This is a genomic window from Mobilicoccus sp. (assembly GCF_032060985.1).
Lineage (GTDB): Bacteria > Actinomycetota > Actinomycetes > Actinomycetales > Dermatophilaceae > Mobilicoccus.
On sequence record NZ_DAMBGD010000002.1, the window covers coordinates 26,107 to 40,316 of the forward strand.

The 14,210-nt window shown below is 73.1% G+C and carries 14 protein-coding genes; 10 read left to right on the plus strand and 4 right to left on the minus strand.

Translation table 11 applies throughout. From position 1 onward, the window contains the following. The first annotated feature begins 247 nt into the window (after positions 1-247). On the plus strand, positions 248-544 hold the full coding sequence (locus tag RT054_RS01865; RefSeq protein WP_396837187.1) for a WhiB family transcriptional regulator: 297 nt from the start codon (positions 248-250) through the stop codon (positions 542-544). A 95-nt stretch (positions 545-639) separates the two neighbouring features. Here RT054_RS01865 and RT054_RS01870 read toward each other — a convergent pair whose 3' ends face one another. Both RT054_RS01870 and RT054_RS01875 read right to left on the minus strand, forming a co-directional pair. Next, positions 640-1,845 (minus strand): ArsA-related P-loop ATPase, encoded by a 1,206-nt coding sequence (locus RT054_RS01870; protein WP_312720175.1) that lies wholly within the window; start codon positions 1,843-1,845, stop codon positions 640-642. 140 nt (positions 1,846-1,985) lie between these two features. Beyond that, positions 1,986-3,053: an ArsA-related P-loop ATPase gene (locus RT054_RS01875; RefSeq protein WP_313021869.1), complete on the minus strand. Its 1,068-nt coding sequence runs from the start codon at positions 3,051-3,053 to the stop codon at positions 1,986-1,988. 140 nt (positions 3,054-3,193) lie between these two features. Here RT054_RS01875 and RT054_RS01880 point away from each other — a divergent pair, with 140 nt between their 5' ends. The 4 genes from RT054_RS01880 to RT054_RS01895 all read left to right on the plus strand — a co-directional run bounded on the left by RT054_RS01880 (position 3,194) and on the right by RT054_RS01895 (position 5,831). Then, a complete protein-coding gene (locus tag RT054_RS01880) occupies positions 3,194-3,349 on the plus strand; it encodes a DUF4177 domain-containing protein (protein ID WP_313021870.1) in 156 nt (51 codons plus the stop codon). Between the two features lie 190 nt (positions 3,350-3,539). Next, entirely contained in the window at positions 3,540-4,019 is a 480-nt protein-coding gene (locus RT054_RS01885; protein ID WP_312720136.1) for a RidA family protein, read from the plus strand. 37 nt (positions 4,020-4,056) lie between these two features. Continuing rightward, positions 4,057-5,031 carry an NUDIX hydrolase gene (locus RT054_RS01890; protein WP_313021872.1) on the plus strand — a complete coding sequence of 325 codons (975 nt, stop codon included), beginning with the start codon at positions 4,057-4,059 and terminating at the stop codon, positions 5,029-5,031. Continuing rightward, a complete protein-coding gene (locus RT054_RS01895) occupies positions 5,028-5,831 on the plus strand; it encodes an MBL fold metallo-hydrolase (RefSeq protein ID WP_313021873.1) in 804 nt (267 codons plus the stop codon). The genes RT054_RS01890 and RT054_RS01895 overlap by 4 nt, the downstream gene beginning before the upstream one ends. A gap of 217 nt (positions 5,832-6,048) precedes the next feature. On the opposite strand, the gene RT054_RS01900 is transcribed toward RT054_RS01895, so the two are convergent. Continuing rightward, positions 6,049-6,726: a Crp/Fnr family transcriptional regulator gene (locus tag RT054_RS01900; protein WP_312720132.1), complete on the minus strand. Its 678-nt coding sequence runs from the start codon at positions 6,724-6,726 to the stop codon at positions 6,049-6,051. Positions 6,727-7,006: 280 nt separating this feature from the next. On the opposite strand from RT054_RS01900, the gene nth reads away from it, so the two are divergent. Genes nth through RT054_RS01915 form a run of 3 tightly spaced genes read left to right on the plus strand, consistent with a single transcriptional unit; the run spans position 7,007 to position 9,638 of the window. Next, a complete protein-coding gene (nth, locus tag RT054_RS01905) occupies positions 7,007-7,699 on the plus strand; it encodes an endonuclease III (RefSeq protein WP_313022121.1) in 693 nt (230 codons plus the stop codon). Next, positions 7,696-8,439, plus strand: coding sequence for a CoA pyrophosphatase (locus tag RT054_RS01910; protein ID WP_313021874.1), 744 nt, complete (start codon positions 7,696-7,698; stop codon positions 8,437-8,439). The genes nth and RT054_RS01910 overlap by 4 nt, the downstream gene beginning before the upstream one ends. Next, positions 8,436-9,638, plus strand: coding sequence for a MarP family serine protease (locus tag RT054_RS01915; RefSeq protein ID WP_313021875.1), 1,203 nt, complete (start codon positions 8,436-8,438; stop codon positions 9,636-9,638). Before RT054_RS01910 ends, RT054_RS01915 begins: the two co-directional genes overlap by 4 nt. 248 nt (positions 9,639-9,886) lie before the next feature. Here RT054_RS01915 and RT054_RS01920 read toward each other — a convergent pair whose 3' ends face one another. After that, positions 9,887-10,456 (minus strand): phage holin family protein, encoded by a 570-nt coding sequence (locus RT054_RS01920; protein WP_313021876.1) that lies wholly within the window; start codon positions 10,454-10,456, stop codon positions 9,887-9,889. 221 nt (positions 10,457-10,677) lie between these two features. Between RT054_RS01920 and RT054_RS01925 the strand changes: the two genes are divergently transcribed. Both RT054_RS01925 and RT054_RS01930 read left to right on the plus strand, forming a co-directional pair. Then, a complete protein-coding gene (locus tag RT054_RS01925; protein ID WP_313021877.1) occupies positions 10,678-11,538 on the plus strand; it encodes a glycerophosphodiester phosphodiesterase family protein in 861 nt (286 codons plus the stop codon). A gap of 219 nt (positions 11,539-11,757) precedes the next feature. Then, on the plus strand, positions 11,758-14,007 hold the full coding sequence (locus tag RT054_RS01930) for a 6-phosphofructokinase (protein ID WP_313021878.1): 2,250 nt from the start codon (positions 11,758-11,760) through the stop codon (positions 14,005-14,007). Positions 14,008-14,210 lie beyond the last annotated feature (203 nt).

Consider the following 14,210-nt stretch of genomic DNA (forward strand, 5'->3'; position numbering starts at 1 on the left):
CACCGACAGGCACCGACGACACGGGTCAGGACCGCGGACTAGTCTATTCGGACCAGGGGGAACCATCCTCCCGGGGGATCGCGTCGCCGAGGCCGCATTCCTACCGTGGGAGACATCGACCCTCGTCGCAGGGAGGTGCGCCGCCGACGTCGCCCCTCGCGGTCCGCGGCCGGGGTGTCGAACGGGACGAGGCAAATCTCACCGGTCGCCGACGCAAGGACGAACAATGACGATGACATCAACGCCGATGCGGCGTCGTCAGTCTGACTGGGTGGAGGACTGGACCCCCCTGGCCGCCTGCCGTACCTCTCAACCCGACGAGCTCTTCGTGCAGGGAGCGGCCCAACAACAGGCCAAGCGCATCTGCCTCCGGTGTCCGGTCGTGGCCGAGTGCCTCGCCGACGCCCTCGACCATCGCGCCGAGTTCGGCGTGTGGGGAGGCATGACCGAACGCGAGCGCCGTGCGATCCTGCGTCGCCACCCCGCCGTCACCTCCTGGCGTGACCTGTTCCAGCGCGCCCGCGCCGAGGAACGCGTCGACTGATCGTCCGACCGCCCGATCACTCCCGAGACCGCCCCGGCATTCGACGCCACCGGGCGGCCTCCGTCCTGCCCGGGGTTTCGACCCCCGCGCAGGGATCAGACGCGGGGAGTGCCCGCGAGCGCGGCGCCGATCGTCCGCAACCCCTCCAGGTCGTGGACGTCCGTCGCCGCGACGGGCACCCGCACGAGGGGGATCCCGGTGTGCCGCGCCGCGAACTCCCGCGTGAGCGTCTCGTGCCGACGCGCCTCGCCCGCGGCGAGTGCGTGGACCTCGAGCAGGTCCGTCGCGATCACCGCGGCCGTCGTGGTCGTCGCCGCCCTCGCGGTCGGGGCCGCTGCGTCGGATGCCGGCGTCGAGGTTCCCCCGGCCGACGTCCCGACCTGGGCCCGCAGCGCTTCGGCGCCTCGAGAGGCCGCGTCGGCGGTGATCCTGTCGGTGCGGGACCGGGCCATGCGGTTGACGACCACTCCCGCGAGAGGCATGCCGTCGGCGTCGAGGCGGTCGATGAAGTACCCCGCCTCGCGCAGGGCGTCACGCTCGGGGGCGGCGACGACGACGAACGCCGTCTCCGGTTGCCGCAGCAACGAGTACGTATGGTCCGCGCGCTCGCGGAATCCGCCGAACATCGTGTCCAGCGCGGCGACGAGTCCGCGGACGTCCTCGAGCATCGAGGCGCCGAGGATCTTCGAGAGCACGCCCGAGGCCAGGCTGATTCCCGCGCCCATCACCTTGGTGTAGGCCCGCCCTCCCGCCTTGGCGGGCGCGACGAGCAGGCGGATGAAACGGCCGTCGAGGAACGACCCCAGCCGCGAGGGCGCGTCGAGGAAGTCGAGCGCCGACCGCGACGGCGGGGTGTCGACGACGACGAGGTCCCACCGCGAACCCCCGTCGGGGCCGCGCCGCTCCCGCAGCTGCCCGAGCTTCTCCATCGCCATGTACTCCTGCGTGCCGGCGAACGAACTGGAGAGCGCCTCGTAGAAGGGGTTGGCGAGGATCTGGGCGGCCTTCTCGGGGGTGGCGTGCGCCTGGACGACCTCGTCGAACGTGCGCTTCATGTCGAGCATCATCGCCTCGAGGCTGCCGCCGGCGGCGGTGTCGAGACCGGTGACGAGGCGGGGGGAGTCGTCGAGTTCGGTGAGGCCGAGGGACTGCGCGAGGCGCCGTGCCGGGTCGATGGTGAGCACCGCGACGCGTCGTCCCTGCTCGGCCGCTCGCACGGCGAGGGCGGCGGCGGTGGTGGTCTTGCCCACGCCTCCGGAGCCGCAGCACACGACGATGTGGACGCCGGGGTCGCGCAGCACGCGGTCGACGTCGAACGCGGGCGAGGTCGCCTCCCCGCGTCGGGAACGGGTGCCCTGGGCGGCGTCGCCGTGGAGTCGGGAGCGGGCGGCGCCTGCCACGGCCGAGCCGCCGGCGCCAGGCCCGCCGTGGGTTGTCGAGGTCACTGCCACACCGCCTGTTCCGCGAGCTGTTGGGCGAGGATGCGCACGCCGCCCGGATCCGCGCCGCCGGCGATCCGGGGGAGGACGTAGAGCGGCCGGTCGAGGTCGGCGAGGACCGTGAGGAGCTCGTCCTCGAGGGCGATGCGTTCGGCGTGGTCGCGGGCCTCGGCGGCGAGCGCGGCGACGACGTCGTCCCCGCCCGGCAGGCCGACGCTCTCGAACGCGGTGCCGACGGCGGCGAGCTCCCCGTCGCCCTGGCCGAGCGCGGCGAGGGTCTCGGGGGAGAGCACGTCGTCCCGTGCCTGGTTGACGATGACCGCGCCGACCGGCACGTGGATCGAGGCGAGTTGGGCGACCGCGTCGACGGTCTCCTGCACCGGCATGTCCTCCAGCAGGGTCGTGAGGTGCACGACCGCGGTGCCCGAGCGGAGCATCCGGGTGATCGAGTCGGCCTGTCCGCGGATGGGTCCGACCTTGGCGAGTTCGGCGACCTCGTCGTTGACGTTGAGCACGTGACCGATGCGCCCCGTCGGCGGGGCGTCGAGGACGACGGCGTCGTAGGCGAACGGCGGCCCCGCCTGCGTGCCGCCGCCGCGGCGGCGCCGCACGGACTCGTAGACCTTGCCGACGACGAGGACGTCACGCACGCCGGGGGCGATCGTCGTGGCGAAGTCGATGGCCCCGGTCTTCTCGAGGATCGACCCGGCGCGGCCGAGCTTGTAGAAGATGTCGAGGTATTCGAGCAGGGCGGCCTTGACCTCGATGGCCAGGCCCCACACCTCACCGCCGCCGGAGACCTTCATGAGCAGCCGGTCCTCGATCGACAGCGGCGGCACGTCGAGCACCTGGCTGATGCCCTGACGTCCCTCGACCTCGACGAGGAGGACGCGGCGCCCGAGGCTCGCGAGCGTGAGCGCGAGGGCTGCGGCGACCGTCGTCTTGCCCGTGCCACCCTTGCCGCTGACGACGTGCAACCTGACCCCGGGCCAGTCCGGGAGGGTCACCTCGCTCGAGGCGTCGGGGGCGCGGGTGGGCCCGGGGGGGATCGGGGGCGGGGCGGCGGCCATGCCCTCACCTTAGGGAGCGCTCCGATCGCCCGCAGCCCGGATCTGCGTGTGGGCCCTCACGTCTCTCACGAGACGATCCGGGCACGTCGATCCCGCGGTCGACCGGGTCGCTGTCGGTGCGAGCGCCTATCGTTTCGGCCATGACCACGTGGGAGTACGTCACCGTTCCGCTCATCGTCCACACCACCAAGGCGATCCTCGACAACTGGGGCGCCGACGGGTGGGAACTCGTGCAGGTCCTCGTCATGCCCGAGGGCAATCTCGTCGCCTACCTCAAGCGCCCCGTCCAGTCCTGAGCCTGAACCCGCCCGCGCGGCACGGGGACCGGCCCGTCCCGCGCTCGGCCGGTCCCGCACCCCCGTACCCGCCCTTTCCGCGTCCCTCTCGCCCCGCATGTCGTCCGTGCACCCTCGACCGGGGCATCTCGACCGGGGCATCTCGACCGGGAGGGGTCGTCCGAGGAAACACCGAAGAAGGAGCACGTCCGTGAGCACCGTCGAAGACCGTCTTGCCGAGCTGAACCTCACCGTCCCCGACGTCGTGCCCCCGGTGGCGTCGTACGTCCCCGCCCAGCGCGACGGGCGTCGCATCTACACCTCGGGTCAGTTGCCGATGCAGGACGGCAAGCTCCCCGTCACCGGCAAGGTCGGCGAGGGACCGGGCCTCGTCACGCCCGAGCGGGCCGCGGACCTCGCCCAGATCTGTGCCCTCAACGCCATCGCGGCGGTGAAGAGCGTCGTCGGTGATCTCGACCGGGTCGCCCAGGTCGTCAAGGTCGTGGGATTCGTCGCGAGCGATCCCGCGTTCACCGGCCAGCCCGCCGTCGTCAACGGCGCGAGCGACCTGCTCGGACGCGCCTTCGGTGACAAGGGCGTGCACGCCCGCAGCGCCGTCGGTGTCGCCTCGCTGCCGTTGGACGCGCCTGTCGAGGTCGAGATCGTCGTCGCCCTCGACGAGGACGACTGAATCTCGGATGCGCCCTCTGGGCCAGGAAGGACGCGACGTGGACGCACGGCAGGACGTGCAGGTGGAGACCCGATACGCCGAGGTGCCGCCCGACCTCGGCGCGACGATCGCTCGGCCGGGTGCGGATTCGCTGGCGCCGGACGGCGGGTGGGTCCCGGGACCGGTGCCCGTCGAGGAGGGCGCCCGGCCGCGGGCCGCCTCGACGGTGATGGTCGTCCGTGACGTGGACCGCGACGCCGACGGCGACGAGGAGACCGACGACGCCCGCCCGGACGAGGACGGCACCGAGCACGACGCCGTCGAGGTGTTCATGCTGCGACGGCGGGCCTCGATGGAGTTCGCGCCCAACCGCATGGTCTTCCCCGGCGGGGGCGTGGACGAGCGGGACGCCGACGACGACCTGCCGTGGGCCGGGCCCGCCCCGCAGCAGTGGGCGCAGTGGCTCGCCGCCGACGAGGCGGAGGCCCGCGAACTCGTCGTCGCCGCGGCTCGTGAGGTGTTCGAGGAGTGCGGCGTCCTGCTCGCCGGGCCCGACGAGCAGACCCTCGTCGGCGACGTCTCCGGTGAGGAGTGGGAGGCCGAACGCGACCGGCTGCTCTCCCGGGAGCAGTCCTTCGCCGAGATGCTCATCCGCCGCGGGTTCGTCCTGCGCACCGACCTGCTGCGGCCGTGGGCGCACTGGGTCACCCCGGTCTTCGAGCCCCGCCGCTACGACACACGGTTCTTCGCCGCGCGCCTCCCGGAGGGGCAGACCCCCGACGACCGCACGAGCGAGGCGGACACCGCGGACTGGTTCCGCCCTCGCGCCCTGCTCGCCGAGGTCGCTCACGGGCGGGCGTCGATGATGCCACCCACCGTCGTGTGCCTGGAGCAGATCGCCGCCGCGACGGGCGCGGAGGAGTTCCTCGAGTCCGCGCCCCCGATGCTGCGCGTCATGCCGGTGTTGGAACGCACGGAGTCCGGAGAGCTGCGTCTTCGGATGGACCTGCCCGTGTCGGGAGAACGCGCATGAGCGCCACCCCGCCGCCCTCGCCGGTGGAGCCCGGCACGTGGCGGGGAGGGGAGGGATCGACCCACGCCGTCGCCGTCCTCGCCCCCAACCCGTCTCCGATGACGCTCGAGGGCACGAACACGTGGGTCATCGGCCCGCGCGGTGGCACCTCGTGCGTCGTCGTCGACCCCGGCCCCCCGGACGAGGGCCACCTCCGGGCGGTCACCGAGGTCGTCGACGGACGCCGTGTCGAAGCCGTCCTGCTCACCCACCGCCACCCCGACCACTCCGAGGGCGCGGGCGCGTTCGCCGAGGGCGTCCGGGCCCCCGTGCGGGCACAGGGACCAGGCGCCGAGGATCTCGCCGACGGCGACGTCGTCGAGGTCGACGGCCTCGAGATCGGGGTCCTCGCGACCCCCGGCCACACGGCCGACTCGCTGTGCTTCCTCATCGGCCCCGACGAGGCGCTCCTCACCGGCGACACCGTCCTCGGATGGGGCACGACGATGGTCGCCTGGCCCGACGGCCGCCTCGACGAGTACCTCGCCTCCCTCGACCGGCTCGCCGGCCTCACCGGCAGCGGGCGGGTGCGCCGGTTCCTGCCCGGCCACGGCGCGGGACTTCCCGACGCGCATGCCTCCGTCCACTTCTACCTCGACCACCGCCGCGAACGCCTCGACCAGGTGCGTGCGGCCGTGGCGGGCGGCGCCACCGACGTCCAGTCGGTCCTCGAGGTCGTCTACGCCGAGGTGCCGCGCGAGCTGTGGCCCGCCGCCGCGAAGAGCGTCGAGGCGCAGCTGCACCACCTGCGCGGGGAGTGAGACCCGGCGTCGACGACGGCCGTGTCGAGGGCCGCACCGATGGCCGCGCGGGGCGCGCTCCTCGCGCGTGCCGAGAGGCGCGCGGGCACCTGCCGGGGTGTGGCGCGGAGCCCGGCTCACCCCCGCGCCACCCCGCACCCCTGATCCGATGATGTCATCCGGTCGGGGAGGCGTCGGCGGGCGGGGTCAGGTCTCGTCCGGCTCGTGGGCCGGGAGGTCAGCGGCTGCGGCGGCGGAGGCGCTCGACGTCCATGAGGACGACGGCGCGCGCCTCGAGGCGCAGCCACCCGCGGGTGGCGAAGTCGGCGAGGGCCTTGTTGACGGTCTCGCGGGAGGCGCCGACGAGCTGGGCGAGCTCCTCCTGGGTGAGGTCGTGGGCGACGAGGACGCCGTCGTCGGTCTGCTTGCCGAACCGCTCCGAGAGGTCGAGGAGGGCCTTGGCGACCCGGCCCGGGACGTCGGTGAAGACGAGGTCGGCGAGGGAGTCGTTGGTGCGGCGCAGGCGCTTGGCGAGGGCCGCGAGCAGGCTCTGCGCGACCGCGGGCCGCTCGGAGAGGAACTGCTGCAGGCCGTCGTTGCCGAGGCCGATGAGGTGTGTCTCGGCGACCGCCGTGGCGGTGGCGTTGCGAGGGCCGGGGTCGAAGACCGACAGCTCACCGAACATCTCGCCCGGGCCGAGGATCGCCACGAGGTTCTCCCGGCCGTCGGTGCTGGATCGGCCGAGCTTCACCTTGCCGTCCTGGATCACGTAGAGCCGATCGCCCTGCTCACCCTCTCGGAAAAGCACCTCGCCGCGGCCGAGCCTGGTGGTCGACATGGAGGCCTGCAGCGCCGACACGTCCGCATCATCGAGGGCGGCGAAGAGAGGAGCTGTGCGTACGACATCGTTATCCACGGGTCTAGTGTGCCAGAGCACACTCGGGCACGACCCGCCTTGTCTCCCCGCCTACTCTTGCCCGGTGAGCATCGGCAGCGGCGCGGCCGCGACACCCTCCCCGAGCGAGTCCGCGGACACCGACTCGGCGACCGCCACACCCGCGCAGGCCACCGCGGAGACCGGCGCCGCCGATCGAGGCCGTTCCGCCGGGCGAGGACGTTCCGCCGTCGACGCGGGGGGATCGGAGACCGGGGGGCGCGGGGAGACGCCGTTGGCGCTCACCCGCCGAGCGCGACGGATGTACCGCACGCTCGCCCAGCGCTACCCCGACGCCCACTGCGAACTGGACCACCGCAACCCGTTCGAGCTGCTCGTCGCGACGGTGCTCTCGGCGCAGTCGACCGACGTCGGTGTGAACAAGGTCACACCCGCGGTCTTCGCGCGTTATCCCGACGCCCACGCCCTCGCCGCCGCGGACCGGGAGGAACTCGAGGCGCTCATCCGGCCGACCGGGTTCTTCCGCGCCAAGGCGACGTCGCTGCTCGGCCTGTCCGCAGCCCTCGTCGAGCGGTTCGACGGCGAGGTGCCCGCGTCCCTGGCGAGGCTCGTGGAGCTGCCGGGCGTCGGGCGCAAGACCGCGAACGTCGTGCTCGGCGACGCCTTCGGGGTGCCCGGGATCACCGTCGACACGCACTTCGGTCGCGTCAGCCGGCGGATGGGGTGGACGTCCGAGGAGGACCCGGTCCGGGTCGAACACGCCGTGGGGGCGCTCATCCCGCGCGCGGAGTGGACGGCGCTCTCCCACGTGCTGATCTTCCACGGTCGGCGCACGTGCCACTCCCGGCGCCCTGCCTGTGGGGCCTGCCCGGTGGCCCGTTGGTGTCCGTCTGCGGGGCTCGGGCCCACCGAACCCGCGGCGGCGTGGAAGCTGCTCACCGACGTCCCCCCACCCGGAACCGTTCCCCCACCCGCCACGATGGTCGGGTCGTGACGGCCCGCCCGGAGTGGCTCGAGCGCGCCGCGCACGAGGCCGCGCGCGCCCCGGAGGACTTCTTCATGCGGGGCCGTCCGCGTGGCACGGGCCGTCGCCACAGCGCGGTGCTCGTCCTCGTCGGCCCGGGCGGCGAGGGGCCCGAGACACGGGGATCCGACGAGGGCGCGTCGGACACGGGCCGATCCGCGACGCACGAGCCCGGCGCCGAGACCGTCGTCCTCACCGAGCGGACCTCCGCCCTGCGCTCCCACGCCGGTCAGGTGGCCTTCCCGGGTGGGGCGATCGACCCCGAGGACGATGGTCCCGTTCACGCGGCCATCCGGGAGGCGACGGAGGAGGTGGGGCTCGACCCCACGGGGCGCGACGACCTCGACGTGCTGGGCACCTTCCCGCCGGTGTTCGTCCCGGCCTCGGACTCCTCCGTCACTCCGGTGCTCGCGTGGTGGCCGACGCCACGGCCCCTGGCGATCACGTCGCCTGCGGAGGTCGACCGCATCCTCACCGTTCCGCTGTCGGTCCTCGCCGACCCGCGCCACCGCTTCACCGTCACCCACCCCGATGGTCGGCGCGGTCCGGGATTCGAGGTCGAGGAGGCGTTCGTCTGGGGGTTCACCGCCCACGTGCTCGACCGACTTCTCGTCCTCGGCGGTCTTGCGAGACCCTGGGACGACGGAGTCACCCGTCTCCTCCCCCCGCGCGTGAGCGGCGGACGTCCGCCCACGAAGGAGCCCCGATGACCGACGCCACCACCGCCAGTTGGGTGCTAGACGCGCTGCTCGTCGTCGGGCTCGTGCTCTACGCCGGCGTCGGGTACACGCGAGGTCTCCTTCACGTCCTCGGCAGCGTCATCGGCTTCGCCGGCGGCGGCGCGCTCGGGTTGCGGTTCGCGCCGGGCCTCGTCGAGCCGTGGTCCGAGCAACTGCCGGGCACGGCGCTCACGGTCATCCTGCTCACGCTCGTCCTCGTCTGTGCCCTCATCGGTCAGGCGCTCTGCGGGGCGGTGACGCGGCTGTTCGTTCGCGGTCGGCCGGTGCTCGGCCCCATCGACCGGGTCGGCGGGGCGATCGCCACCGCCGTCATCGCCGCCGCGACCCTGTGGCTCGGAGCCGGCCTCATGCGGGTCGCGTTCCCCGGCGACGTCGCCCGCGTCCTCGACTCCTCCAGGGTGCTGCGAGCGGTCGACGACCTGTCCCCGGTCCCTCGGGAGCGCGCGTTGGACGAGGTCACGGCGCTCCTCGTCCGGTACGAGTTCCCCCGTGTGTTCGAGGGCGCCGCGCCGACGTTGCCGGAGGGGGACGGCGACCCGAGCATCGCGAACGATCCCGACGTCCAGTGGGCGGGCCTCTCGGTCGTGCGGATCGACGCGAGCGCCCCGCAGTGCGGCGGGGTGCAGGAGGGCAGCGGGTTCGTCGTCGCCCCGGGGCTCGTCGTCACGAACGCGCACGTCGTCACCGGCTCCGACCACGTCACGGTCACCCGGGACTTCCTCAGCTCGACGGCGCGGGTCGTCGCGTTCGACCCGGGGCGCGACGTCGCCGTCCTCGCCGCCGACACGGCCGCCCTCTCGCCGCTGCCGATCACGCCGAACGCCGTCCCCGTGGGCACGAACGGCGCCATCGTCGGATTCCCCCTCGGCGGGCCCTTCCGGCTCGACGCCGCGCGGGTGGGAGCCCACATCACCGCCCGCGGCCGCGACATCTACGGGGAAGACACCGTCGTCCGGCACATTTACGGCGTCAGGGCGCGGATCCACCCCGGCAACTCCGGCGGGCCGTTGCTCACGACCGATGGCAAGGTCGCCGGGCTCGTGTTCGCCCGCGCGGAGGACTCGCCCGACACCGCCTACGTGCTTCGACCGGACGAGATCACCCCGGTCATCGAGTCCGCCGCCGCAGGGACCGAGGTCCCCGTCGGAGGCTGCGCGGCCGGCCGCTGAGCTCGCCCCGTCGGGCGATCCCCGTCACCCCCCGCACCAGGTCGTCGAGTCGGTCGCCTCCACCGACCGCTCGTCGATCCACATCTCCTCGATTCCGTCGCCCTCGCGCCCACCCCGCTGTCGAGACCTCACGACTGCCTGGCGAATCCCGCCACCCACGACAGACGCCCCACCGGCGAACCGGTGGGGCGTCTGTCGTGAGCCGGGATTCCGACGCGTGGACGGACCCGTGAGTCGGGCGGGGCGGGTCAGCGGGCGTCGGCCTCGGTCGAACCGGCGCCGGGGGTGCTGCGCGTGGGGCTGGCCGGGACCGGCCGCGGCGGGGGGCTGGTCAACGCCGCGGTGCCGTGCGTCGTCTGGTCGGCGAGGCGGGCGCGCTCCGTGGCCTCACCGGAGGTGCTGCGCTTGAGGGCCTCGATCGACTGCTTGGTGCTGTCGATCGTGCGCTCCGGCTTGGGGTCGACCTTCTTCAGGCCCTTGATGCCGAGCATCGCGGCGATCCCGGCGACGATGAACAGCACGAGCGTGACGATGAGGTAGGACAGCCACAGCGACAGCCCGAGGGCGTGGATGCCGAGGGCGATCGTGTGCAGCAGGAACACGAGCCCGTACAGCGCGACGACGCCCGCCACGGCCAGCATCACCCCCGCCTTGGCGAGCTTGGCGACGTCGACCTTGATCTCGGCCTGCGCGAGGGCGATCTCGTTGCGAACGATCGACCGGACGTTGTCGATCGCGTCCGCGACCAGCCGCCCGATCGTGGGGTCGGAGGCCCGCGGCGCCGCCGGGTCCGGGGTGGGGGGTGTGGCGTGGGACATCGGGAACCTCCTGTGCGGGCGTATGCCCTGGTGCATGTCAAGACGACCTTAGCGAGTCGGGATGCACGCGGCGAGACCTGGGGGCGGCCCAGCGCGTCGAGTGGCGTGGTGACGGCAGTCGCATGAGCGCGCGGTTCCCCACCCGTGAAAGGTCGGTGAACAGCGGGGCGATGCACACGAGTCGGTGCGACACCACGTTTCGGCCCGGTGACAGTGGAGACATGGCGTACGCCGACGCATCCGGACCGATCGCGCTCGCCCACCGTGGCGGTGGCGGCCTCGCACCCGAGAACACCCTCGCGGCGTTCGCCCTCACGACGGATCTCGGGTTCCGTTACCTCGAGAGCGACCTGCGACTGACCGCCGACGGGCATCTCGTGTGCTTCCACGATGCGACGCTCGACCGCGTCACCGACGCGCGCGGGCCGATCTCCGCACGCACCCTCGAGGAGCTCCGCCACGTCCGGGTCGCCGGACGCGAGAGGATTCCGACGCTGGAGGAGGCGCTCGAGGCCTTCCCGGAGGCCTACTTCTCCGTCGACCTCAAGGACGAACGCGCGATCGCGCCCCTCATCGCGGCGCTCGGACGACCCGGAGTGGCGGATCGGTTGTGCATCGCGGGAGCCTGGGACTCGTGGCTCGTCGACGTCCGACGCGAGGTGCCGGGGGTCGCGACGACCCTCGGCTGGCGCTCGCTCACGACGCTCATCGCGTGCGCCCGTGCGGGCATCCGCCCCCCGCGCCACGTCGCCACCGCGCCCTTCGCCCACGTGCCGGTGCGACTGGGGCGATTGCGGATTCATGTCGAGCGGGTCGTCGAGATGGCGCATGACCTGGGCATCCGGGTCGTCACGTGGACGATCGACGACTCCGACACGATGCACCACCTGCTCGACCTCGGCGTCGACGCCGTCATCACCGACCGACCCGACGTCCTCCGGGCCGTGTTCGTCGGCCGCGACCTGTGGCGTCCGATGAGTCCCACCCGGGCCTCGGGCGACGTGCGTCCCGCGTCCGCCCCCCGGACGCCGTCCGCCGGCCGCGGCAGGGGAAACCGGGGACTGTGTCCCGTCACGGGCTGAGCCGACACCCGGCATGATGGGAGGCGGCCACGGCACCGGCCGTGCCCACACCGACGACGCCCGACCGGCAGGGAACGGCCGGCCGGAGCGGTTCCGACGCCGGCCGATCGCGCACGAGTTCTCGACGAACCGACCTGGGCGGTGGGGGCACGCGGACGACGTCGGAGTTCGGCATGCCCGGGCTGGTGACCGCGACCGCAACGACGAGGGAGAGCACACATGAGCACGCGGATCGGGGTCCTCACCAGTGGCGGCGACGCGCAGGGCATGAACGCCGCGGTGCGCGCGGTGGTCCGCACCGCCGTTCACCTCGGCGCGGAGGTGTACGCGATCCACGAGGGCTGGCAGGGCGCCGTCGACGGTGGCGACGGCATCACCCCGATCGGGTGGGACGACGTCGGCAGCATCCTCCACCGCGGCGGCACGGTCATCGGGACGGCCCGGAGCAAGGACTTCCGCGAGCGCGCCGGGCAGCTCCGCGCCGCGCGCCACCTGCTCGAGCACGGCATCGACCGGCTCGTCGTCATCGGCGGCGACGGCAGCCTCACCGGCGCCGACGCGTTCCGCCGCGACTGGCCGGGGCTCGTGGCGGAACTCGCCGAGACCGGCGAGATCACAACCGAGCAGGCGCAGGCGCACCGGGCCATCATGATCGCGGGGCTCGTCGGGTCGATCGACAACGACCTCGTCGGCAGCGACATGACGATCGGCGCCGACTCCGCGCTGCACCGCATCGTCGACGCCATCGACACCCTCGCGAGCACGGCCGCGAGCCATCAGCGCAGCTTCGTCGTCGAGGTCATGGGCCGGCACTGCGGTTACCTCCCGCTCATGGCCGCGATCGCCGGCGGCTGCGACTACGTCCTCGTGCCCGAGATCCCGCCCGCCGACGGGTGGGAGGACGACATGTGCGACCTCCTCCGCGCCGGCCGCGCCGCGGGTCGTCGCGACAGCATCGTCCTCGTCGCCGAGGGGGCGCGCGATCGTCACGGCAACCCCATCACCGCGACGCAGGTCAAGGACGTCCTCGCGGAGAAGCTCGGCGAGGACACCCGCGTGACGATCCTCGGGCACGTCCAACGCGGTGGGGCGCCGAGCGCGTACGACCGCTGGATGAGCACGCTCCTCGGGTACGCCGCCGTGCAGGAGGTCCTCGCCGCGACGCCCGAGAGCACCCCGCACATCCTCGGCGTCCGGCACAACCGCATCGCGCAGCTTCCCCTCGTCGAGGCCGTGCAGCGCACCCGCGAGGTCGCGACGTTCGTCGACGAGGGCAACTACGAGGCCGCCGTCGCCGCCCGTGGCGCGAGCTTCGGCGACATGTACAGCGTCTTCGAGCGGATGTCACGGCCGCCCTCGCAGGCGGAGTCCTTCGAACGGATGCCACGCGTCGCCGTCGTCCACGCCGGTGGACTCGCACCGGGCATGAACACCGCCGCCCGTGCCGCCGAACGGCTCGGGCTGACCCGCGGGATGAACATCGTCGGCGTCGATGGCGGGTTCCCCGGCCTGCTCGAGGGCACCGTGCGCGACCTGTCGTGGGGTGACGTCGAGGGCTGGGCCGCCGAGGGCGGCGCCGAACTCGGCACCCGCCGACGCATCCCCACCGAGGACCAGCTCTACGCCCTCGGCCGCTCGATCGAGAAGCTCGAGCTCGACGCGCTGCTCGTCATCGGCGGGTACAACGCCTACCGGGCCGTGCGCCTCATGGACGCCGAACGCGGCCGATTCCCCGCGTTCGACCTGCCGATCATGCTCGTGCCCGCGAGCATCGACAACAACCTGCCGAGTTCCGAGCTCGCCATCGGCGCCGACACCGCGCTCAACAGCGCGGTCACCGCCCTCGACGCGATCAAGATGTCGGCGAGTGCGGCCCGCCGGTGCTTCGTCGCCGAGACGATGGGGCGCCGGTGCGGCTACCTCGCGCTCATGTCGGGCCTCGCGTCCGGCGCCGAAAGGGTCTACCTCCCCGAGGAAGGCATCACCCTCGCCGACCTCTCCCACGACGTCGCCGGGATGACGGCGTCGTTCCGCGCTGGCAAGCGGCTCTACCTCACGATTCGAGGCGAGCAGGCGAACGAGCTCTACACCACCGACTTCCTCGCCCGCCTCTTCGAGGAGGAGGGGCATGCGCTCTTCGACGTGAGGCAGACGATCATCGGGCACGTCCAGCAGGGCGGGAACCCCAGCCCGTTCGACCGCATCCTCGCCACCCGCCTCGTCACCCACGCCATCGACGGTCTGGCCGACCAGCTCACCGACGGCGACTGCGAGGCCCGCTCGGTCGGTCTCGTCGACGGCCGCGTCACCTTCGCGCCCGTCGCCCACATGGACGAACAGCTCGACCTCGTCAACCGTCGGCCCAAGAAGCAGTGGTGGCTCGACCTGCGTCCTGCACTCGCGGCCGTGGCCCAACGCGCCGCCCGCCCCGACGAGGCCACCATCCCCGTCCTGCGCGCGACCACCTGAGACCGCGTTCCCACGAGCACGTCGGCCCCCCTCGAGGTCTGATGTGGCAAGGTCGGCGGCGTCGAGGGGCCCGCCGGGGCGGGGCGGTAGCTTTTCCGCAGGTCGACGCCTCGCCGCCGGGCGTGGGATGACGTCGACTCCGCTGAGATTGCCGCATCGTCCGAGCGGGAGCGCGGGGGCGCGGCGTCGTCGGCGGGGTGGCG